This window comes from Porphyromonas sp. COT-290 OH860, assembly GCF_000768935.1.
GTDB lineage: Bacteria > Bacteroidota > Bacteroidia > Bacteroidales > Porphyromonadaceae > Porphyromonas.
The window spans coordinates 1-20,850 of record NZ_JRAR01000054.1 but is presented as its reverse complement, the minus strand read 5'-3'; the positions used below and the strand labels follow the sequence as shown (position 1 = coordinate 20,850).

The following is a 20,850-nucleotide window of genomic DNA, read 5'->3' as shown; positions in this document are numbered from 1 at the left end:
ACGCAAGCATTGATTTGGCGGAGAAAGGAGTGCTTCATCCGGTCGCGACGAACCTGAGTATATACTTGTAGGAAGCTCGGAGCTGGTTCGGTTGGTTTAGTTGCCATGTCGACACATTTAATTACATACTGAAAATAGTAATAATCAGGGATATATGCAATATGTCTAACCGAAAAGAGGCAAAATACCGTGCAATGGTCTCAATTGGTGGGAAGAAAACCTTTAGATTATGCTAGATAGACACTAAATCGCTAATTGATCGTTTGTATTTATCTGATTTATATTAACTTGCGCAAGACGCTCTCAGAGCGGATCTTTGGGTTGAGCTGGGGGGTAGTCCCCAAACAAGGCAGAGCACCGTCTGGAGCCTGCTAGGGGGCAAATACGAGGTTTACTACTTTTGTCCCAAGTGGGAGAGCAGTTGCCCACCAACATTCTGAAATATGTGCGAAAATATAAATCTTAATCCTTCGAGATATTTATCGGACTGCGATAGATACAGGGGTAAGGTAGACTAATGAAACCAATTAGGTATCTTTGAGCTATAGAGATACAAACTACCAACGTAAATGAAACTATACGAAAACCTAACTGAGCTTAGAGATCTCCTTAAAAGTGAGTCTGTGAGCTCTGTGGCTTTCCAAGGCCTCGATTTGACGACGATCGAGCGAGAGATGCTTGCTATAGACTGGCAAGATTGTCTATTCCTTGGGTGCAAGATGTCGCCGAGCTTGATGCTTCATCTGTATGAGCATAACCATATTTTCCCCTCGCTCGATGTCCCTTACAAGACCTATCCGCAGAGTCTATACACTGGGCTCTCGCTCTATGAGGGGTATGATCGATATAACCCTGACTCATACGCCGCCTGCTACGACAAAGCTGTCTACGACTACTATATTGCCTCAACCAAGCGCCAGTCGCTACTAGACTCCCTCTCACAGACCCTGCACGACCACTCCATATCGGAGAACCTCTCCAAGCTACTAGCCTCCTACCCGCCGCATCAAGTCGTAGCCATCATGGGTGGGCATGGGCTGAGTAGAACCTCTCCGATGTTTCGCCAGATTGCCCAGCTATCTAGTCTGCTCACCGAGCGAGGATACCTGATGCTATCGGGTGGTGGCCCCGGTGCTATGGAGGCTACTCACCTAGGGGCATGGATGGCAGGCCGTAGCCCGGAGGCACTAGACGAGGCGTTGGCGATACTCTCGGTGGCTCCAAAGTATGATGATGAGCACTGGCTCAAGACAGCCTTTGAGGTCATGGAGCGTTTCCCTAGGCTCGGGTACGATAGCCTAGGCATACCCACTTGGCACTATGGGCATGAGTTGGCAACTCCCTTCGCAACTCAGATAGCCAAATACTTTGCCAATAGCATCAGAGAGGAGGGCCTGCTGGCAGTAGCCAGAGGGGGTGTTATTTATTCGCCGGGGAGTGCTGGCACGATGCAGGAGATATTCCAAGACCTCGCACAGAATCACTACATCAGCTACGGTATAGCTAGTCCAATGATTTTCTTAGACAAAGCCTATTGGACGGAGAACAAGCCTATCTATCCTCTCATCGAGGAGCTCTCAACCTCTGGAAAACTCAATCATATAATCCTCTCGATAACAGATGACAATGAAGAGGTTATTGCCGAGCTGGAGCGTTTTGCTCAGAGCTGCGTCGTGTAGCTTGGAGGGAGCGGAGTAGGGGGCTAGCTACCTCCCCTTGAGGAATACTTCGGGTAGAGGAGTGTGTGCCTTAAAGTGTTGATGTATAGATGATAATAGTTCTTTAAGTGAGGGTTATTGATGTCGTCTATATGGTTTGACTAGGTGTTCCATTTTTTTGTATATTTGCTCAACAAGTTACATCTCCCTACACAGGGAGTTCACTTAGGTACAGAAACAATGCAAATAAAGAAGTTGATCACCTCCTCGCTTGTAGGCTTAGGTCTGGCGAGTACTCTGTCGTTACCCTCGTGTACCGACAGGGCTTCCTCTAGAGTGAGCAATGAGTTGCTACAGCTAGATACTATCGTCAGCCAAGAGGTTTTTCTTGCAGGGGACGATAGTCTGGGATCAAGTATGCGATTCTCGCTTCAATATGTTTATCCACTGGGAGATACTCTATTGGCCAATGCTTTGGCTCGTCAGATTTTTTCTAGTGATTTAGTGGCTGGGCTTACCTCTCCTCGAGAACTTGTTAAGGTATATCGTGATCAGGTGCGAGAGGACTTTATGATAGAGGCACAGCCAGTCGATTCGCTGCAAGAGGTAGATAGCGAACGTATTCCGTGGGAGTTTAGACAGAGCAATGAGTTCGTCTATCAAGACAAGTACCTAGTGTCCGTGACGATGTCGCAGTACACCTATGCTGGAGGAGCCCATGGGTACTATGGTACGGCTCATATTTGCTTGGATCGAGCCACGGGTAGATCTTTGAGCGAAACAGACTTGTTTGTCGAGGGCTACGAAGATGCCCTTGACCAAATTATTCGGCAGAGGCTGATGCATCAGTACAATGTTTCCTCGGACGAAGAGTTGGAGCAGGAGGGATTCTTCTCAGTGAGCGACATATCGGCCAATGGCAACTTCTACCTCACAGATGCGGAGATGATCTACTGCTACAATACATACGAGATAGCTCCCTATTCTATGGGGCAGATTATCGTGCAGATCCCATACGATTTGCTTAGCTCTATCCTACGCTCTGGGAGTATTTTGGAGGCGTACGTATAAGACTTAGATATGGTTTATGACAATTATTGACAGATATTTCCCCAACCTAACCGATGAGCAGCAAGATCGGTATGCTCGACTTGACGAGCTCTACCGCCATTGGAATGCTCAGATTAATGTGATTTCGCGTAAGGATATTGACCAGCTCTACCCACATCATGTCTTGCATTCGCTTGGCATCGTACAGATGATACGCTTCAAGCCCGGAACTCGGGTACTTGACTTTGGCTGTGGTGGTGGCTTCCCCGGTATCCCTTTGGCTATTATGTTCCCCGAGGTAGAGTTTCTACTAGTGGATAGCATTGGCAAAAAAATCAAGGTCGCGACAGCCGTAGCCGAAGCCCTTGGACTCGAGAATGTCCGCACCTTGCATGGCCGAGGTGAGCAAATCAAGGAGCAGTTCGACTTCGTAGTCAGTAGGGCAGTGATGCGCCTCGATGAACTAGAGCCGATGGTTCGCCGTCTTGTGCATCATGAGCAGCGCAATGGTATGCCCAATGGGCTGATCTGCCTCAAGGGGGGTGAGCTACAGAGCGAGATACGCAAATACAAAAACATCGTCGAGGTACATGATCTGTATCCGACCTTCGACGAAGAATACTTCAAGACGAAGAAGGTAGTCTATCTACCTCTATAATCAACCTATGACGAGAATTAAAGTCTTTACATTCAATACCGTTCAGGAGAATACGTATCTCCTATACGATGCGACAGGAGAGGCTGCAATCGTAGACTGTGGCTGTATGGATGCTCGAGAGGAGAGCATACTGGCTCAGTACTGCCAGACCCATGGCCTCACCCCCAAGCTACTACTCAATACGCACCTGCACTTTGACCACGCTTGGGGCAACGCTTGGGCTATGAAGCAGTGGCCAGAGATGAGGGCCTACTGCCACCCTCGAGAGCTTACCGACCAGCCACGCCCTAGCGAGCAGGCTAGACTCTTTGGGCTAAACATCAAGTACGAAGATTTACCTGCCGATCTATATAGCCCCATCTCACATGGAGATAGACTTACCTTTGGGCATACCACCCTACAAGTACTCGATGTGCCGGGGCACTCGCCCGGCCACGTTGTGTTTTACTGTGCAGAGGCAGGCTTCGTGATTGCAGGCGACACGCTTTTCTACGAGGACATTGGTCGTACGGATCTTTGGGGCGGTAGCTACAACAATTTGATCAACAGCATTCGTGCCAATATGCTTACTCTACCAGCCGAGACCATTGTCTACACTGGACATGGAGATGGTACTTCGATTGGACACGAAGCCAATTATAACCCCTACTTCAAATAATCCTAAAAAAAACAATGAACACAAACGACTTCTCTCTCAGACATGTTGGGATTAGTGAGCTCGAAGCCACACAGATGCTCCAGAAGATCGGCGTTAAGTCCATCGACGAGCTGATTGCTGGCACGTTGCCTGCCAACATTCGCCTCCCACATGCTCTCGATCTCCCAGAGGCTATGACCGAGCGTGAGTTTGCCGAGCATATCGCAGACCTCGCCTCCAAGAATGAGGTCTTTACCTCCTACATCGGTCGTGGCTGGTACGACTGCGTAACGCCCCCCGTGGTACTACGCAACGTACTTGAGAATCCCGTCTGGTACACCTCCTACACACCTTATCAGGCCGAGATCTCTCAGGGGCGTCTTGAGGCGCTATTCAACTTCCAGAGCGTCATCACGGACTTGACTGGGCTGCCACTAAGCAACTGCTCACTACTCGATGAGGCTACTGCGGGGGCTGAGGCTGCATTGCTCCTCTACAATGAGCGCAGTAAACCCAAGGCCAAAGCTAAAGCCAATGTGCTTTTTGTGGACGAGCAGGTGTTTGAGTCTACACGCAACGTGATCTTCACACGTGCTATTCCTCAGGGCTTGGAGGTCGTCGTAGGGGACTACCGTACGTTTGAGTTCACAGAGGCTGTCTTTGGGGCGATTGTACAGTTCCCCAACGCCGAGGGAGAGGTCTGTGACTATGCCGACTTCGTAGCACGAGCTACCGCAGCCGATGCCAAGGTAGCAGTAGCGGCAGATCTGCTCAGCCTTGTCCTACTGACGCCTCCGGGAGAGTGGGGGGCAGATGTTGTCTTCGGCTCGGCTCAGCGCTTTGGTGTACCTATGTATTTCGGTGGCCCATCGGCAGGATATATCGCTTGTCGCATGGAGTACAAGCGCACTTTGCCCGGCCGTATCATCGGTATGAGTAAAGACCGCATGGGTAAGGACGCCTACCGCTTGGCTCTGCAGACCAGAGAGCAGCACATCAAGAGAGAGAAGGCTACAAGTAATATCTGTACAGCTCAGGCTCTGCTTGCCACGATGAGTAGTTTCTATGCTGTTTACCATGGGCCAGAGGGGCTCAAGCATATTGCTCGCCGTGTGCATTCGTTCGCAAGCTATATCGCAGCTCGCCTAAAGGATCTTGGCTATGTGGTACGCCATAGCAACTACTTCGATACGCTCTTCGTAGAGCTACCAGAGGGCGTTAGTGTCGAGAAGGTGCGTAGCATCGCCGAGGAGTGTAGGGTTAATTTCTATTACCCTCATACAGGGGGGGTGATGCTCAGCCTAGACGAAACGACCCTCCCATCAGATCTGGGCGTGCTATGCTACATCCTCGGCGAGGCTATTGGCAAGGAGAGCAACTACGATGGCGAGTACTCCGAGCATAGCATTGCCGTAGACCGTAAGTTCTTGCGCTCCTCACAGTTCCTTACTTACGAGGTGTTCAATAAGTATCATACAGAAACAGAGATGATGCGCTACATCAAGCGTCTAGAGCGTAAGGATATTTCGCTCATTCACTCGATGATCTCTCTCGGCTCATGTACCATGAAGCTCAATGCCGCTAGCGAAGTGCTTCCGCTGAGCAACCCTGCTTTCTGCAATGTACACCCATACGCTCCAGCCGATCAGGTTGAGGGAACGATGGAGATGCTCGAGAATCTCAAGGGACTTCTAGGGATAATCACAGGTTTGCCAGCCGTATCTCTACAGCCGAACTCTGGTGCAGCAGGGGAATACGCAGGTCTACGTGCTATCCGTTCGTATCACGAAGCTAATGGTCAGGGACACCGCAACAAGGTGCTACTACCAGCCTCGGCACACGGCACTAACCCTGCCAGTGCATCCCAATGTGGATACGAGTGTGTTGTAGTCGCATCGGACGAACGTGGTAATGTGGACTGGGAGGACTTTATGAAGAAGAGCGAGGAGCATCGTGACCATCTGGCGGCTATGATGATTACTTACCCAAGTACCCACGGTATCTTCGAAACAAATATCATTGACCTATGTAAGCGTATTCACGACTGTGGTGCTATGGTGTATATGGACGGAGCCAATATGAATGCTCAGGTTGGTTTGACTAATCCCGGTTTCATTGGTGCCGATGTGTGCCACCTCAATTTGCACAAGACCTTTGCTATCCCTCACGGAGGTGGTGGTCCCGGTAGTGGTCCTATTTGTGCTACACGAGCTCTAGAGCCTTATCTGCCTACGCATAGTCAGTGGCAGGAGATTGGAGTGCATGACAATGTCGTGGCTGCCTCTCCCTATGGTAGTGCTGGTGTCGATGTAGTGAGCTATGCATACATTCGCCTACTTGGCACATCAGGCCTAGAGAAAGCTACTCGTACGGCTATCCTTAGTGCGAACTATATGGCTACCTGCCTCAAGGATACCTATGGTATCGTCTATACGGGGGCTACGGGTCGTGTAGGTCATGAGCTGATTTTGGATTGCCGTAAGCTACGTGAAACTACAGGTGTAGATGAGAGCGATATCGCCAAGCGCTTGATGGATTATGGCTATCATGCACCTACCTTGTCTTTCCCCGTGCATGGTACTCTGATGATTGAGCCTACCGAGAGTGAGAGCAAGCAGGAAATCGACCGATTCTTAGAGGTAATGCTCAAGATCTGGGAGGAGATCCAAGAAGTGAAGGAAGGCAAAGTGGATGCAGAGGACAATGTGCTCAAGAATGCTCCACACCCAGAATACGAGGTCGTAGCGGACGAATGGACGCATAGCTATAGCCGTAGTAAGGCAGCCTATCCACTACCATACCTCAAGGATAATAAGTTCTGGATCAATGTAGCTCGTATCGATAATGGCTTTGGGGATAGAAATCTAATCCCAGCTTTCTGTTGTTGCATTGCTCCATCGGCCGAATAGCCTTGGACTAGACAAAACGAGAGGCTACCGCTCTGTATTCCAGCAGCGGTAGCCTCTCGCTTTATTTCGATTTTCGAAGATTAGAGTCTTACTTGAGATACTTACGGATTACTTCAGCCCAATGCTTATAGCCGGGTTGTAGCAAGTGTAGCCCGTCGTTGGTAAACTCTTCCCTCAGCTTCCCCGCACCATCTGCCATGCGGGTGTATAGATCAATATATGTGTACTGATAGCGCTCGGCATTATTCTCTAGTACCTTGTTGATTAGTGGTATGAGCGAAGCCTTCTGCATCAATGTGGCAAACTTCGTAAAGCGATCATTCACGGGCAGTATGCTCTGCACATAGATCTGAGTTTTGGGAGAGTGCTCTCGGACATACTGCAGTATGGAGAAAATATTTTGGCAGACAATATCTGCACCGACTCCTTTGGCGATATCATTGACACCAATGAGTATGAATAGCTTCTTGGGTTGGTGCCGTACGACCTCATCAATTCTATCTAGTACGCCAGCAGAGGTGTCGCCACTGATGCCACGATTGAGAATATCTTTTCTCGAGAGTAGCTCTCCCCACTCAGCACCATCTGTGATGCTATCACCAAGGAAGAGAATACATTTGTTCTTCACAGGTAAGGAGCGGAAGTGGCTCACTCGTTGCTCGTAGTAGTGCGAGTGCTTAGTTTGGACCCTCTGTGCGGCCAGTACATTACCTCCCAGTAGAGCTAGGGCTAAGCAGTAGCAAAGTAATTTCTTCATCTTTAGCTTGTTTTAAGTTAGGACGAAGGTACATAAATTCTAGCTGCCATAGAGCGTAATCGAGATAAATATGTCCTTGGACACGGCTAAATCGTCTTATGAAACCGTTGCACGGCATTTTCTCCATTTGTGGACGTGTTGATACAGTTAATTGTATATTAAAGATGTTAATAATCAGATGTATATAAAATGAATCTAACCGAAAAGAGACAAAATGTCGTGCAACGGTCTCCTCTTGGAGCGCAGGCTATCTCAACCCAGAGCTTTACCCTGATAAGCCCTTAGTCCCCGAATTAAGCAATCATTCTCCTCTCGGGTTTGAGTAGCTATTCGGATATGGTTAGGCGTTAGCGTGTGGAAGTTGGACGCATCTCTTACGAGCAAATGGTGCTGCCGAGCTAGCCACTTCTTTAGCAGATTGGCTCTGTGAGGTGTGCGAATTAACATAAAGTGCGTATCAGTTCGAGTGACTTCGTACCCTTCTATTAAACTAATAGCACGTGCCAGTCGATCGGTTTCTTCCCATAGTCTGGTTCGATCTATTGTTTCGGGCAATCGATTATGCACGATCCATCGCCCCGCCTCAATGGCTAAAGCATTCACAGACCACGGTTGTCTGACGGCTCTGATCCGCTCAAGCGTTTCCGTGTGCCCCGTGATGTATCCTAAGCGAAGCCCCGGTATTCGATAGCGCTTAGTGAGAGAATGAATGTAGATGGCATTGTGCGTACGTAGTTCGTCCGTCAGATTCTTTTGGCTGAAGTATTCGTAGCTCCTGTCGATGACGAAGAGTGTATTGGGGTACTCCCTAATCCAGTCCGCCTCTTTCTCTACGATCTGCCCCGTTGGGTTATTGGGGCTACAGAGCCAGAGCATCTGGAGTGACCCGATTAAGCGAGCATCAAAATCCACGATGCTATGCCCCATGATGAGAGAGGCATCTCGATACTCGCAGAATGTAGGCTCGACAAAGCTCGTCCTAGTGCTAGGGAAGGCTTGAGCGATGAGGTAAATCGCCTCCGTTGCCCCATTAGTTACGAGTACTTCATCGGGCGATAGTCCTAGATGCTGTGCGAGTTCCGCCTGTAGCGTATAGGGCTCTGGCTCGGGATATGAACCTAGGACGGAGGGGATACACTGCTCTAGGTGCTGTAGCAAGGGGCGATTGTCGGTATCCGAATAGACGTTTGAGCTAAAGTTAGCTTTGACGTGGGGATACTTGTGTAGATCGTCCCCGTGTCCATTAACCATTAGTTTGCATCATTTGATAGATAAGATCGATGTTCAGATGCTTGCGTAGGTGATCTGCCAAGCGATCGTATTGTTCATTCTTGTAGGTATCGTAGTCTACGGCCTCGGTCTTTCCGCTTAGTCTGTCGGCGAATGGAGCTAATAAGTAGTCTACGAAGGGCGGATTGTCTAGGATGCCGTGCAGATAAGTGCCCATACATCTGTCGTCACGCCTATATCCGTCGGTACGTCCATCGTGCAGTCTGGCTAGAGGAGAGGCTACTGCTCCGTCGATAGGTACGGTGCGCCCCATGTGTATCTCGTAGCCGATGCAGTCGCCCTCACCCCCGACGAAGCGGAAGCCAACCTGCTTCGTGATCTTATCCCCCGCCATTGTGGTTGAGGTAGGTAGTAGTCCCAGACCCGGCAGACGTGGTAGTTCGCCCTCCACGCCCTCGGGATCCAGCACTTCCATACCCATCATTTGGTAGCCACCACAGATGCCTAGCACGGTTTTACCTGCGCGCTGGGCTGAGATTACGGCTTGGGCGACGCCATTGCGTCTAAGCTCGTAGAGGTCTGCTAGGGTACTTTTGCTCCCCGGTAGTATGATGATGTCGGCTTCGGCTAGTTCGTCTACATTATTTGTATAGAATAGATGCACTCGAGGATCCTGCTCTAGGCGTGCAAAGTCTGTATAGTTGGAAATGTAGCGCAGTAGTACCACTGCAATATTGACTTTGCCCTGTAGGCTCTGTCTGTGTCTTTTGCCTAGAGCTACAGAGTCTTCCTCCTCGATATGTATATCCGTATAGTAGGGGACTATGCCTACTACGGGCACGCCACATAGCTCCTCCAGCATACGTTTGCCCTCGTCGAATAGGCGAATATCACCTCTGAATTTATTGATCAGAATACCCTTGATGAGCTTGCGGTTGTCCGGTTTCTGGAGCATGATAGAGCCGTAGACCGATGCGAATACACCTCCACGGTCGATGTCAGCGACCAAGATCACAGTAGCGTCGGCATATTCGGCCATAGACATATTGACGAGATCGGACTTCTGTAGGTTTAGCTCCGAGATGCTGCCTGCTCCCTCCATCACGATTGGGTTATACCGTGCCGAGAGCCGATCGAAGGCTGCATGCACTTCGCCCCTCAATTCGCCTCTACCGACCGTGCGGAAGTACTCGTAGGCATCTTGGTCGCCGATCGCTCGGCCGTTGAGTACGATCTGGCTGCGCCTATCGCTACTGGGCTTCAGCAGTACGGGATTCATATCCGTATGGGGCGAGATACCTGCCGCCTCTGCTTGAACGGCTTGGGCGCGCCCAAGCTCTAGCCCCTCGGGGGTGGCGAATGAGTTGAGTGCCATATTCTGCGCCTTAAAAGGGGCAGGCTGATAGCCGTCTTGCAATAGTATTCTGCACAGACCAGTAGCGATGATGCTCTTGCCTACATCACTACCAGTCCCCACAAACATTAGGGGGCGCAGGGGGCGATTACTTACTTTCATCTGTTTTCTTCTTACGTTTATAGGCAAAAGACTGCCATACATCCTCTGGCCAGTCTTGGTGGTTCATCTCCCACTTAGCTAGAACGAATAGATAATCGCTGAGCCTATTGACCCAAGGGATTAGCCCCTCGGGGAGGGGATCCTGCCCGTTTAGCGTCCAGAGTCTACGCTCGGCTCTACGGCAGACCGTCCGTGCTAACTGCATCTGGGCAGAGAGTGGCGTACCTCCGGGGAGGATGAAGAAGCCATTGTTGGGCGTTTCGTGCATTAATCTCTGTACCTCTTCCTCCAATTCAGTCAGCCAATCGGGGTCGAAGCTATTAGGATTTTCACACCTTCGGTCATAGGGTGTGGCAATTAGGCTCATCATCTGCATGATATTCATCTGTAGTTTGCCGATGAAGGTGTGCCGCTCCTCTGAGCTGTCGATCATCGATCTGATAAGCCCCAAGTGGGCATTGAGCTCATCCATCGTGCCATTGGCTTCGATGCGTATATCGTCCTTGGCCACCCGCTCCCCTGCGAAGATACCAGTCGTCCCTTTATCTCCAGTTTTAGTTACTATTCTTGCCATCAAAATAAGTCTTATATTTCTTAGGTTCGTTGTCCGATTGACAACTTGACAGACAAAGTTACTCCAAAAACTCTGCATAATATCGGGGACCCAGCTCAATCACAGGGGTGACGCATTAAAAATGTCTTGCTATTTTCGTGAATTCTTTTACATTCATCCGAACTTAGTCGTATGCTCACTCATCTCTTTTCCACTCTATCTCTTGTAGAGGATCCTCGTATGGATCGATGCAAACTCCATCCCTTGGACTTTATCCTACTTATCGTCTTCACGTCAACCCTCTCTCAGGGCAACCGCATCAAATTTTGGCTATACACTTAACATATTGATTATCAACATCATCTTTGAACTTAACTGCTCTCAATTTCTATTGTCAGAAAAAAGGATATTGATAATCAGTAGCTTATATTTTGATGCGGTTGCCCTGCATTGATTGTCTCGAGCGACAAGCTCTGTAAGAGTTTGCTTACCTTTGTAGAGATATACATACTATTATTATGCAAGTAAGACACCTTATTGAAGAGCATTCTCTGCTTAGCCGCTTTGTTGCAGAGATGAGAGATGTGGAGATACAGCACGACCCTCTACGCTTCCGCCGCAACATCGAGAGAGTTGGCGAGATCATGGCATACGAAATCAGCAAAAAACTCAACTATAGTCTTCGTCCCGTTCGCACACCCCTAGGGGTAGCTGAGTGTGCGTTCATTGAGGATCAGATAGTACTAGGGACTATTCTGCGTGCCGGCCTCTCCTTCCATCAAGGCTTCCTCAGCTACTTCGATCGAGCCGAAAATGCTTTCGTATCGGCATACCGCAAGCACAAAGATCGCCTCAACTTCGATATCTTCATCGAGTATATCGCTTCCCCTAGCCTAGAGGGCAAGACACTCATCCTTGTAGATCCTATGCTAGCCACAGGTAGCTCGATGGAGCTAGCCTTCCGTGCACTTCTAACCAAGGGCACTCCAACGGAAATCCACCTCGTATCGATCATCGCAAGTCAAGAGGCCGTAGACTATTTGCAGAGCAAATTCCCAGAGGCTAACGTACATCTATGGGTAGCAGCCATAGATCCCAAGCTCAATGAGATGGCCTACATCGTACCCGGACTAGGCGATGCTGGCGACCTTGCCTATGGAGAGAAGCTATAAGGCCCAGTATCCAAGATGCCTATCGAATCTCCTCGCCCGATCGAGCTCCTTGCTCCAGCCAAAGACCTCGAGACAGCCCGGGCCGCTATACAGCATGGCGCTGATGCTGTCTACATTGGTGCCCCAAAATTTGGTGCTCGATCGGCCGCAGGGGTGCCACTCGAGGATCTTCGTTGCCTGACCCAAGAGGCTCATCTCTATGGCGTGCGGATCTATGTAGCACTCAATACGATCTTATATGACCATGAGCTAAGCGAGGTAGAGTCCCTTATTTGGGATATTTGGCGTGCTGGAGCAGATGCCCTCATCGTACAAGATATGGGCGTAACCAAAATGAATCTCCCCCCTATACCACTGCATGCCAGCACCCAGTGCGACACAACAGAGGTAGAAGACGCACTACATCTAGAGGGGCTTGGGTTTGAACAAATCGTACTGGCCCGTGAGCTCAATGTAGAGCAAGTAAGACGTATCTACGCAGCCGTTAGCCGCCCACTAGAGGTATTCGTACACGGGGCCCTATGCGTGAGCTACAGTGGGCGATGCTATCTGTCGGAGGAGGAAACCAAACGCTCGGCTAATAGAGGGGCGTGCTCGCAGCAGTGTCGCCTATCCTACGATCTCGTAGATAGCCAAGGGCAAGTCATACGTAGCCAAGAGCATCTACTCTCGCCCATGGACCTCAATAGAGCGGAGATACTAGAGGAGCTATTGGCAGCAGGGGCATCGTCGCTCAAGATAGAGGGGCGACTCAAGGGGATCAGCTACGTCAAAAACATCACAGCCCACTACCGCCAGAGACTCGATAGTATTATCGCTCAGCACCCCGAGCTATACCGACGGGCATCGCTCGGGCGGCACACCTATGAGTTTACGCCCAACCCATACAAGAGCTTCAATAGAGGCTTTACGCAGTATCAGCTACACCTAGCCACACCTCAGAGGCACAATGATACCATTATCAACCCATATTCACCCAAGAGCCAAGGCGAGTACTTGGGCACCCTCACCCGCAGTAGCAAGGGTGTCTATCAGCTCTCCGACACTACGCATCTGAGCAACGGAGATGGCCTACTCTACATCACCCCTCACGGGGAAGTCGGCGGGGTCAATGTTAATCGTGCTCTCGGATCTGGGGCATTTCAGCCAGCTCGACCGATCGACATTCCACGAGGCAGTCGTGTCTTCCGCAATCAGGATCAGGCTTTCGAGCGCCTACTGAGTAGCCCCTCTGCTTCAAGGCGCTTACCTGTGGGCATCAGATTATCCCAACTCTCGTGGGGGCTTCTACTAGAGATGTGGCTAATCGATATGCCTCGACTTAGAGTGAGTAGAAGCACGGCTCTAGAACTTGAGCCTGCCAAGAAGTTTGACCAAGAGCGTCTGCGTAGCGAGATAAGCAAACTTGGAGATAGCATCTTCGTAGCCGAGGAGAGCATAGTAGACTTCTCGGGTCAGGCGCCTTTCGTACCTCTATCTATACTCGGTGAGCTAAGGCGTATGACGACCCAAGCTCTACTACGAGCTGTGACGCTGCACCGACGCCCAGATCGTAGTGCACGTACACTGGCGATGAAACATCTAGATCGCAGCACTCTACCACCACGACCTCGGCTCTTGGCTGACTACAAAGCCAATATATCCAATCGGCTTGCTAGAGAGCACTACCAAGAGCTAGGCTATGAACAGCAGCAAGCAGCATACGAGCTGACGCCTGTCGCAGGAGCAGAGTTGATGTGTACCAAACACTGCATCAGACACTATCTAGGCTATTGCACACGAGAGCAAGGTAAGCCTCTACCCTACTCTGAGCCGCTCTACCTCTGCCAGAGAGGGCAGCGACTGCGTCTGAGTTTCGACTGCGTCAAATGCCAGATGTTCCTATATAAAGACTAGAGCTAAACACAAGGCGAAGCTGTGCGTCTTGGCGGTTGGTTTGCCTAACTGGTCAGGACTTGGAGCTTCGTCCTAGGTCTCAGTCCGAGCGCCTTACATCTGGCGTATCTTGGAGGCGAGAGATTAGGCTCAAATTTGGGTGTAGCTTTCATTGGTTTTGGTCGCAGAGATAATTATTACTACCTTTGCGTGTAGTTGGGAATGGAGGAGGCGCAAGGCTTCCTCCATTTTCATTAAGATGATTTATAATAGTTTAGTCTTATGATCGACAAGCAAGTAGTAGAAACAATCGTCAGCCAGTATCTAGAGAGCGAACTCCCAGAGTTGTACCTCGTAGATATTGCTGTCCATCCGGGGAATAGAATCGTCGTAGAGCTCGGCTCGGACGAAGGAGTTGGCATCGATGACTGTGTGCGCATTACCAAACACATAGAGAGCAATCTGGATAGAGAAGTGGAGGACTACGAGCTTGAGGTCGGTTCGGCTGGACTCACCTCCCCATTCAAAGTGCTACGCCAGTACGAAGCTGCCATCGGCGAAGAAGTCGAGGTGCTGTGTCGTGGTGGCGTCAAGGAGAAGGGTGTACTGCTCTCTGCTACCGCTGAGGCTATCGGTCTACAAGTTGTACGCCGCATCAAGCCCGAGGGAGCTAAGCGTAAGCAAGATGTAGAGCAAGAGCTCAGCATATCGATGGAAGAGATTTTACAGACGAAAAGAATAATAAAAATATAAGATCCCAATGGCAAAAAAGAAAGAAACAGTGAGCATGATCGACTCGCTGGCTGAGTTCAAAGACCTCAAAAACATCAACAAGGAAACGATGATCAACGTGCTGGAGGATTCCTTCCGCAACGTGCTATCTAAGATTTATGGTACAGACGAGAACTGCACGGTGATCATCAACCCCGAGAGAGGTGACTTCGAGATCTGGCGCACTCGCCGTGTCGTGAACAATGGAGAGGTAATAGATGCTGCTCGAGAAATTGCTCTCAAAGATGCCCAACTCGTAGACCCTCACTGTGAGGTAGGAGAAGAGGTAACGGAGGCTGTAGACTTCTCGGCCTTTGGTCGCCGTGCGGTGATTAATCTGCGCCAAGCACTAGCAAGCAAGATACTAGACCTACAAAAAGACAACTTCTACAACAAGTTCAAGGATCGCATCGGTCAGCTCATCACTGCCGAGGTCTATCAAGTATGGAAGCGCGAAGCTCTGCTATTGGACGACGAGGGCAACGAGCTGCTCCTGCCCAAGAGCGAGCAGATCCCCGGAGATTTCTTCCGCAAAGGAGAAACCGTGCGTGCCGTGATCGAGCGTGTAGAAAATGAAAATAACAACCCCAAGGTTATACTCTCTCGTGTGAGCGGAGAGTTCCTCAAGCGTCTGCTCGAGCTGAACGTCCCCGAGATCGCAGACGGACTAATCACGTTGCGAGCAGTGGCTCGTGTACCGGGAGAGCGTGCCAAGATCGCAGTGGAGAGCTACGACGATCGCATCGACCCAGTGGGCGCTTGCGTAGGCGTGAATGGTTCTCGTATCAGGGGTATCGTGCGTGAGCTACGTGGAGAGAATATCGACGTTACGACCTATACCTCCAATACACTCCTCTTTATTCAGCGTGCTCTCAGCCCTGCCAAGATATCCGCTATCACGCTTAGCGACGATCCTGAGGATCGCCAAGCAGAGGTCTACATGCGTCCCGAAGAGGTGCCATTGGCTATCGGTAAGAATGCATCGAACCTCAAGCTAGCATCTCTGCTGACAGGCTACAAGATCGAGGTATTCCGTGACGGTGAAACTGGTGAGGAGGATATCTACCTAGATGAGTTCGATGACGAAATCGACAGCTGGGTAATCGATCTATTCAAGACCTATGGCTACACCACAGCCAAGTCTGTCTTGAAGAAGAGCAGAGAGGAGCTCATCGCAAGCATCGACCTAGAAGAAGCTACGATCGACCACGTGCTACAAGTACTAAGAAGTGAGTTCGGCGATGAAGATCTCAACAATACAGAGGACGAAGAAGAAGGCGCATCGGAAGAAACTCCAGAGGCGTAATACTAACCTAGAAGACAAGAGAATATGCCTAAAGAGATAAAACTTATAGACCTTGCTCGCAAGTTGAGCGTCGGTGTCGCCTCCATCAGTAGTTCCATAGAGAAGAAAGGACTTGTAGAGAGCCCCAACCCAAATACACGTGTCGGGATAGACATCGTGGATCAAATGATCAGCGAATATGGCAAGGGCCTTAGCAAGGACAAGATCGAGCAGATCCGCCAAGAGCTGATGGCAGAGCCCAAGAAGGCCGATGCCACAGAGAACAAGACGACTGCCGACAAGGAGAAGAAGAAGCAAGAGGTAGAAACGAAAGTACCCAGTGACCTCAAGCCTCAGCTCAAGATCGTTGGCAATATCAACGACGCAAAGAAGGCTACGGCAGAAGCTAAGCCTAAAGAGATGGCTAAACCCAAGAGCGAACCTACACCGGCAGAACCTAAAGTAACCACGGCTCCCAAGGTCGAGGAAGTCAAGCAAACAAAACCAGCCGAGGAGGTTAAGCCCCAACTAGAAGCCAAGCCAGAGGTTAAACCAGCACCCAAACCCGAGCCTAAGCCCACAGTAGAAGCTGTAAAGGTGGAAGCCCCTAAGAAGCCAGAGCTTGCACCACAGGTAGAGGCTCCTAAGGAGGCGACAGCTGAGGCTAGCGATGTTTATCGTGCATCTACTCCTTCGGTAAATATCCAGTTCAAGGTCGTGGACAAAATCGATCTCTCGGCGATCAACGACTCTATGCGTCCTGCCAAGAAATCTCGCAGCGAACGTGCTAAGGAAGAGCGTAAGAAACGCCAAAGGATCAATAAGAATGCCGTAGACGTCAAGGCAGAGGCTGCCAAAGTAAGTGGTAGCACCAACGGGCAAGGCAAGAAGAAAAGCTCTGGCTCTGCTCAAGGCAACCAGAAGTCCAGTGGCATGGGCAATACAGGTAACCAAGGTCGCCCCAACGCCCAGAACCAAGAAGTCGGACGCAAGGCAAAGAAGCAAAAGAAGGCCGAAGTTAAGCCTATAGTAACGGACGAGGACGTACAGAGGCAGGTTAAGGAAACTTTAGCTCGCCTAACTAGTGGTAAGCAATCCACCAAGGGAGCTAAGTATAGAAAGGAGAAGCGTACCGCCGTTCGCCACGCTGCCGAGGAGGCAAGAGAGCGTGACGAACAAGAGAGCCGCACCCTCAAGCTCACAGAGTTTGTGACCGTGAGCGACCTAGCCAGTATGATGGACGTCCCCGTCACTCAGGTTATCGGTACTTGCATGAGTCTTGGACTTATGGTATCGATCAATATGCGTCTTGATGCAGAAACTATCGACATCGTAGCCGAGGAGTTTGGCTTCACTACCGAGTTCGTAAGTGCCGATGTGGTCGAGTCTATTAGCCAAGACGAGGAGGAGGATAGAGAAGAAGATCTAGTGAGTCGTCCGCCTATCGTGACCGTAATGGGACACGTAGACCATGGTAAGACCTCTCTACTAGACCGCCTACGCAACACCAATGTCATCGAAGGTGAAGCTGGTGGTATCACACAGCATATCGGGGCATACAGCCTCAAGCTCTCCAGTGGCAAACGTATTACATTCTTAGATACTCCGGGGCACGAAGCATTCACGGCAATGCGTGCACGTGGTGCGAAGATTACAGACATTGCGATTATCATCGTAGCGGCCGACGACGATGTGATGCCTCAGACCAAGGAAGCTATCAACCATGCTGCAGCTGCTGGTGTACCCATCGTTTTTGCGATCAACAAGATCGACAAACCAAGTGCCAACCCAGACCGTATTCGTGAGCAGCTCGCTGCGATGAACTACCTTGTAGAGGAATGGGGCGGTAAGTATCAGTGCCAAGAGATCTCGGCCAAGCAAGGGCTCAACATCGAGGAGCTACTAGAAAAAGTGCTGCTCGAGGCCGAACTACTAGAGCTACGAGCCAATCCGAAACGCCGTGCTGTTGGCTCGATTATCGAGTCATCTCTCGACAAGGGTCGTGGCTATGTGGCTACAGTAATGGTACAGAATGGAACACTCTCTACAGGTGATGTGGTACTCTCGGGGACATACTTTGGTAAGGTTAAGGCGATGTTCAACGAACGTAATCAGCGTGTTAATTCGGCTGGACCAAGTGAGCCTGTACTGGTGCTAGGTCTAGACGGAGCGCCTACGGCTGGAGAAACATTCAACGTCATGGAAACCGAGCAGGAGGCCCGTAGCATTGCCAGCAAGCGTGAACAGCTCAAACGAGAGCAAGACAACCGTACGAAGAAAGGGCTTACCCTCGACGAGCTTGCACGTCGTCGTGCTTTGGGCAACTTCCAAGAACTCAACGTCATCATCAAGGGTGACGTGGACGGCTCTATCGAGGCCCTTAGCGACTCGCTCATTCGTCTATCTACCGAGGAAATTCAAGTGAACGTTATCCATAAGGGTGTAGGAGCAATCTCCGAAAGCGATGTGGTACTAGCATCGGCTTCTTCAGCCATCATCATCGGCTTCCAAGTTCGTCCTATGCAGGCAGCTAAGCGTAAGGCTGAAGCCGAGGGCGTAGAGATCCGCACCTACTCGATCATCTACGACACGATTGAGGATATCAAGAGTGCTATGGAGGGTATGCTATCACCAGAGATCAAGGAGAACGTGGTGGCTAACCTCGAGGTACAGCAGACCTTCAAGATTACCAAGGTTGGTACGATCGCAGGGTGTATGGTACTTGAGGGTAAGATCAAGCGCTCCAACAAGATCCGCCTTATCCGCGATGGTATCGTGAAGTACTCTGGTGCTCTAGGTTCGCTCAAGCGCTTCAAGGACGATGCCAAGGAAGTAGTAATGGGTCAGGACTGTGGTCTAAACATCGATGGCTACAACGACATCATGGTCGGCGACATCATCGAAGCCTACGAAGAGATCGAAATCAAAAAGACACTTGACTAGAAGGCTGCTAGGATCTAGTAAAGTCCTAGGATATAAGTAGCAAAAGCGGTGCATTGATTTATTTCGATGCACCGCCCTTTCATATATGAGATGATATAAGTTTAACTCATAGTGTAGATAGATCTAAACTCTAGAGATGAGGGCACCCAATTCCTTATAGATAATATTATAGGCTTGGGCAATGCGGTCAGCCATACCGATACCATCTCTCATATTGCCCGCAAGGATTAGTCCCGGATACTGCTCTTCTACTTGACGAATCATGGCCAATCGCTCCCCCGTAGAGGCCTCATATTGGGGTATTGCCCTTCTATGCCGAAAGATATGCAGAAGGTCTGGCTCTACCTTAATACCAAGTATCTGCTCTAGTCGTCCTTTGATGAGAGCCTCAATCTCCTCATCGGAGCGATCAATAAGGTTAGGCGAGCGCATACCTCCTAAGAAAACAGAGAGCAATGCACCACCCTCGGGAGCTCTCCCTGTGAAACAAGCGGACGGATGTAAGACACCTAAAAGATCTTTATCCTCGACAGATGGTATCAACCCACCAAAGGCCTCAAAGTCTGTTCCCTCAAAAGACCTATACCCTACCGATACTTGTACAATAGGCGCATAGCGCATCGCATCGAGAGGTTGCAAGGATTTTTTAGTCAAGAATGGGAATAGTTCCTCTAAAGCATAGGTCCCTACAGTAGAGATCACACATCGGCTACGCACGACAACCGATGCTTCGGCCGTATCGTAGTGTATATGCCATAGTCCAGAGGCATCTCTTGGTAAGACCTCTCTAATTTTGGAGGACAACGAAATATGATCTGGACCGATACTTCTAGAGAGCGCTCCAACCAAGTTGGACAAACCTCCACGAGCCGAGAAGACTTCTTTGGTCACACTCCTATCAAGCTCAGACTTCGGTATACGCATCTTAGCAAATGCTCCACGAATGAAACTGCCATACTCCTGTTCTAGCGCATACAACTTAGGAAGAGCAAATCGGGTCGTCAGCTTAGTTGAGTCGCCTGCATAGATACCACCGATGAACGGATCGACAGCGTAAGTTAGATAAGACCGTCCCAAACGACGCTCAACTAGAGATGCTATTGACTCATCTGGGTCTGTCCCTCTTGGGCGGAAGGGCTCTGCTAGGATATTGAGCTTATCCCTCCATGCGAAAAGAGGTGTCGTTATAGCAGATTTTAGGCCAGATGGGAGAGGGACGAACCTTCCTTGCCTGAGAATTAGACGACGCTTAGCACTCTGTTTGGCCGTCTGCAATAGGGTTTCATCTCCCAAGGAGGAAAACAGCTCTGCCGTCTGCCAGTTGGATATAATCCCAGTATTGGGGCCGCTCTCATAGATGAAGCCATTTTGGCTGTACGTCTGTATCTGACCTCCGATACGTCCAGTACTCTCCAGAACTCGCACACTTAACCCTCTTAGTCTAGCCCAGTGAGCCATACATAGCCCCGTAAGCCCTGCACCTATTACCACGACGTCCACGACCTCGGTTGGCTCCGTGGGTGCGTACTCCAAGTTATTTATTTGTTTCATGGCACAAATGTACATATCATCGGGCATCTGTAAGCACTATCTCCTAGGGGTTGCCCTGCTTTTCGGCTAGAAACGTCGTATATATCTCTGATTATTAATATCTTTAATATGTAATTAAATGTATCGACATGGCAACTAAACCAACCGAACCAGCTCCGAGCTTCCTACAAGTATATACTCAGGTTCTTCGCGACCGTATGAAGCACTCCTTTCTCCGCCAAATCAATGCTTGCGTTGATTGGCGAGGTATCCGCACGCTGCTGAACAAGAAGTACACCAAGACAC

The 20,850-nt window shown here is 50.0% G+C and carries 15 protein-coding genes and 1 pseudogene; 11 read left to right on the top strand and 5 right to left on the bottom strand.

The genetic code is table 11. The annotated features are described in order from the left end of the window. The first annotated feature begins 569 nt into the window (after positions 1–569). From HQ41_RS06010 to gcvP, 5 genes are all read left to right on the top strand, one after another. Positions 570–1,679, top strand: a complete 1,110-nt coding sequence (locus tag HQ41_RS06010) for an LOG family protein (RefSeq protein WP_044189264.1) — start codon at positions 570–572, stop codon at positions 1,677–1,679. Between the two features lie 219 nt (positions 1,680–1,898). Beyond that, a complete protein-coding gene (locus HQ41_RS06005; RefSeq protein WP_152567356.1) occupies positions 1,899–2,729 on the top strand; it encodes a DUF3298 and DUF4163 domain-containing protein in 831 nt (276 codons plus the stop codon). 16 nt (positions 2,730–2,745) lie between these two features. Beyond that, complete coding sequence (rsmG, locus tag HQ41_RS06000; RefSeq protein ID WP_044189258.1) at positions 2,746–3,366, top strand: 16S rRNA (guanine(527)-N(7))-methyltransferase RsmG; 621 nt, start codon at positions 2,746–2,748, stop codon at positions 3,364–3,366. Positions 3,367–3,373: 7 nt separating this feature from the next. Continuing rightward, the gene (locus HQ41_RS05995) at positions 3,374–4,024 is read left to right on the top strand and encodes an MBL fold metallo-hydrolase (RefSeq protein WP_044189256.1); all 651 of its coding nucleotides are present in this window, start codon (positions 3,374–3,376) and stop codon (positions 4,022–4,024) included. 14 nt (positions 4,025–4,038) lie between these two features. Next, complete coding sequence (gcvP, locus tag HQ41_RS05990) at positions 4,039–6,912, top strand: aminomethyl-transferring glycine dehydrogenase (RefSeq protein ID WP_044189254.1); 2,874 nt, start codon at positions 4,039–4,041, stop codon at positions 6,910–6,912. An 88-nt stretch (positions 6,913–7,000) separates the two neighbouring features. Here gcvP and HQ41_RS05985 read toward each other — a convergent pair whose 3' ends face one another. From HQ41_RS05985 to HQ41_RS05970, 4 genes are all read right to left on the bottom strand, one after another. After that, entirely contained in the window at positions 7,001–7,669 is a 669-nt protein-coding gene (locus HQ41_RS05985; RefSeq protein ID WP_044189252.1) for a GDSL-type esterase/lipase family protein, read from the bottom strand. Between the two features lie 252 nt (positions 7,670–7,921). Further along, on the bottom strand, positions 7,922–8,920 hold the full coding sequence (locus HQ41_RS05980; protein WP_044189250.1) for an aminotransferase class I/II-fold pyridoxal phosphate-dependent enzyme: 999 nt from the start codon (positions 8,918–8,920) through the stop codon (positions 7,922–7,924). After that, on the bottom strand, positions 8,913–10,415 hold the full coding sequence (locus HQ41_RS05975; RefSeq protein WP_044189247.1) for a cobyric acid synthase: 1,503 nt from the start codon (positions 10,413–10,415) through the stop codon (positions 8,913–8,915). Before HQ41_RS05975 ends, HQ41_RS05980 begins: the two co-directional genes overlap by 8 nt. Continuing rightward, positions 10,402–10,989, bottom strand: a complete 588-nt coding sequence (locus HQ41_RS05970) for a cob(I)yrinic acid a,c-diamide adenosyltransferase (RefSeq protein WP_044189244.1) — start codon at positions 10,987–10,989, stop codon at positions 10,402–10,404. Before HQ41_RS05970 ends, HQ41_RS05975 begins: the two co-directional genes overlap by 14 nt. 171 nt (positions 10,990–11,160) lie before the next feature. Between HQ41_RS05970 and HQ41_RS09870 the strand changes: the two are divergent. The 6 genes and pseudogenes from HQ41_RS09870 to infB form a co-directional block, all read left to right on the top strand. Then, positions 11,161–11,274 (top strand): annotated as a pseudogene (locus HQ41_RS09870) (ISAs1 family transposase); the annotation flags it as partial. A 212-nt stretch (positions 11,275–11,486) separates the two neighbouring features. Beyond that, entirely contained in the window at positions 11,487–12,140 is a 654-nt protein-coding gene (gene upp / locus HQ41_RS05965) for a uracil phosphoribosyltransferase (protein WP_044189242.1), read from the top strand. A gap of 15 nt (positions 12,141–12,155) precedes the next feature. Continuing rightward, complete coding sequence (locus HQ41_RS05960; RefSeq protein WP_044189240.1) at positions 12,156–14,036, top strand: U32 family peptidase; 1,881 nt, start codon at positions 12,156–12,158, stop codon at positions 14,034–14,036. 261 nt (positions 14,037–14,297) lie between these two features. Further along, positions 14,298–14,768, top strand: coding sequence for a ribosome assembly cofactor RimP (gene rimP / locus HQ41_RS05955; RefSeq protein WP_044189237.1), 471 nt, complete (start codon positions 14,298–14,300; stop codon positions 14,766–14,768). Positions 14,769–14,775: 7 nt separating this feature from the next. Then, positions 14,776–16,092 carry a transcription termination factor NusA gene (gene nusA, locus HQ41_RS05950; RefSeq protein WP_044189234.1) on the top strand — a complete coding sequence of 439 codons (1,317 nt, stop codon included), beginning with the start codon at positions 14,776–14,778 and terminating at the stop codon, positions 16,090–16,092. 165 nt (positions 16,093–16,257) lie between these two features. After that, the gene (infB, locus tag HQ41_RS05945; protein ID WP_369794230.1) at positions 16,258–19,014 is read left to right on the top strand and encodes a translation initiation factor IF-2; all 2,757 of its coding nucleotides are present in this window, start codon (positions 16,258–16,260) and stop codon (positions 19,012–19,014) included. A gap of 123 nt (positions 19,015–19,137) precedes the next feature. Here infB and hemG read toward each other — a convergent pair whose 3' ends face one another. After that, complete coding sequence (hemG, locus tag HQ41_RS05940) at positions 19,138–20,565, bottom strand: protoporphyrinogen oxidase (RefSeq protein ID WP_044189266.1); 1,428 nt, start codon at positions 20,563–20,565, stop codon at positions 19,138–19,140. Positions 20,566–20,850 lie beyond the last annotated feature (285 nt).

Coding starts and splice junctions, on each gene's coding strand:
- HQ41_RS06010 (WP_044189264.1), top strand. CDS start 570: ATGAAACTATACGAAAACCTAACTGAGCTTAGAGATCTCCTTAAAAGT.
- HQ41_RS06005 (WP_152567356.1), top strand. CDS start 1,899: ATGCAAATAAAGAAGTTGATCACCTCCTCGCTTGTAGGCTTAGGTCTG.
- rsmG (WP_044189258.1), top strand. CDS start 2,746: ATGACAATTATTGACAGATATTTCCCCAACCTAACCGATGAGCAGCAA.
- HQ41_RS05995 (WP_044189256.1), top strand. CDS start 3,374: ATGACGAGAATTAAAGTCTTTACATTCAATACCGTTCAGGAGAATACG.
- gcvP (WP_044189254.1), top strand. CDS start 4,039: ATGAACACAAACGACTTCTCTCTCAGACATGTTGGGATTAGTGAGCTC.
- HQ41_RS05985 (WP_044189252.1), bottom strand. CDS start 7,669: ATGAAGAAATTACTTTGCTACTGCTTAGCCCTAGCTCTACTGGGAGGT.
- HQ41_RS05980 (WP_044189250.1), bottom strand. CDS start 8,920: ATGGTTAATGGACACGGGGACGATCTACACAAGTATCCCCACGTCAAA.
- HQ41_RS05975 (WP_044189247.1), bottom strand. CDS start 10,415: ATGAAAGTAAGTAATCGCCCCCTGCGCCCCCTAATGTTTGTGGGGACT.
- HQ41_RS05970 (WP_044189244.1), bottom strand. CDS start 10,989: ATGGCAAGAATAGTAACTAAAACTGGAGATAAAGGGACGACTGGTATC.
- upp (WP_044189242.1), top strand. CDS start 11,487: ATGCAAGTAAGACACCTTATTGAAGAGCATTCTCTGCTTAGCCGCTTT.
- HQ41_RS05960 (WP_044189240.1), top strand. CDS start 12,156: ATGCCTATCGAATCTCCTCGCCCGATCGAGCTCCTTGCTCCAGCCAAA.
- rimP (WP_044189237.1), top strand. CDS start 14,298: ATGATCGACAAGCAAGTAGTAGAAACAATCGTCAGCCAGTATCTAGAG.
- nusA (WP_044189234.1), top strand. CDS start 14,776: ATGGCAAAAAAGAAAGAAACAGTGAGCATGATCGACTCGCTGGCTGAG.
- infB (WP_369794230.1), top strand. CDS start 16,258: ATGATCAGCGAATATGGCAAGGGCCTTAGCAAGGACAAGATCGAGCAG.
- hemG (WP_044189266.1), bottom strand. CDS start 20,565: ATGAAACAAATAAATAACTTGGAGTACGCACCCACGGAGCCAACCGAG.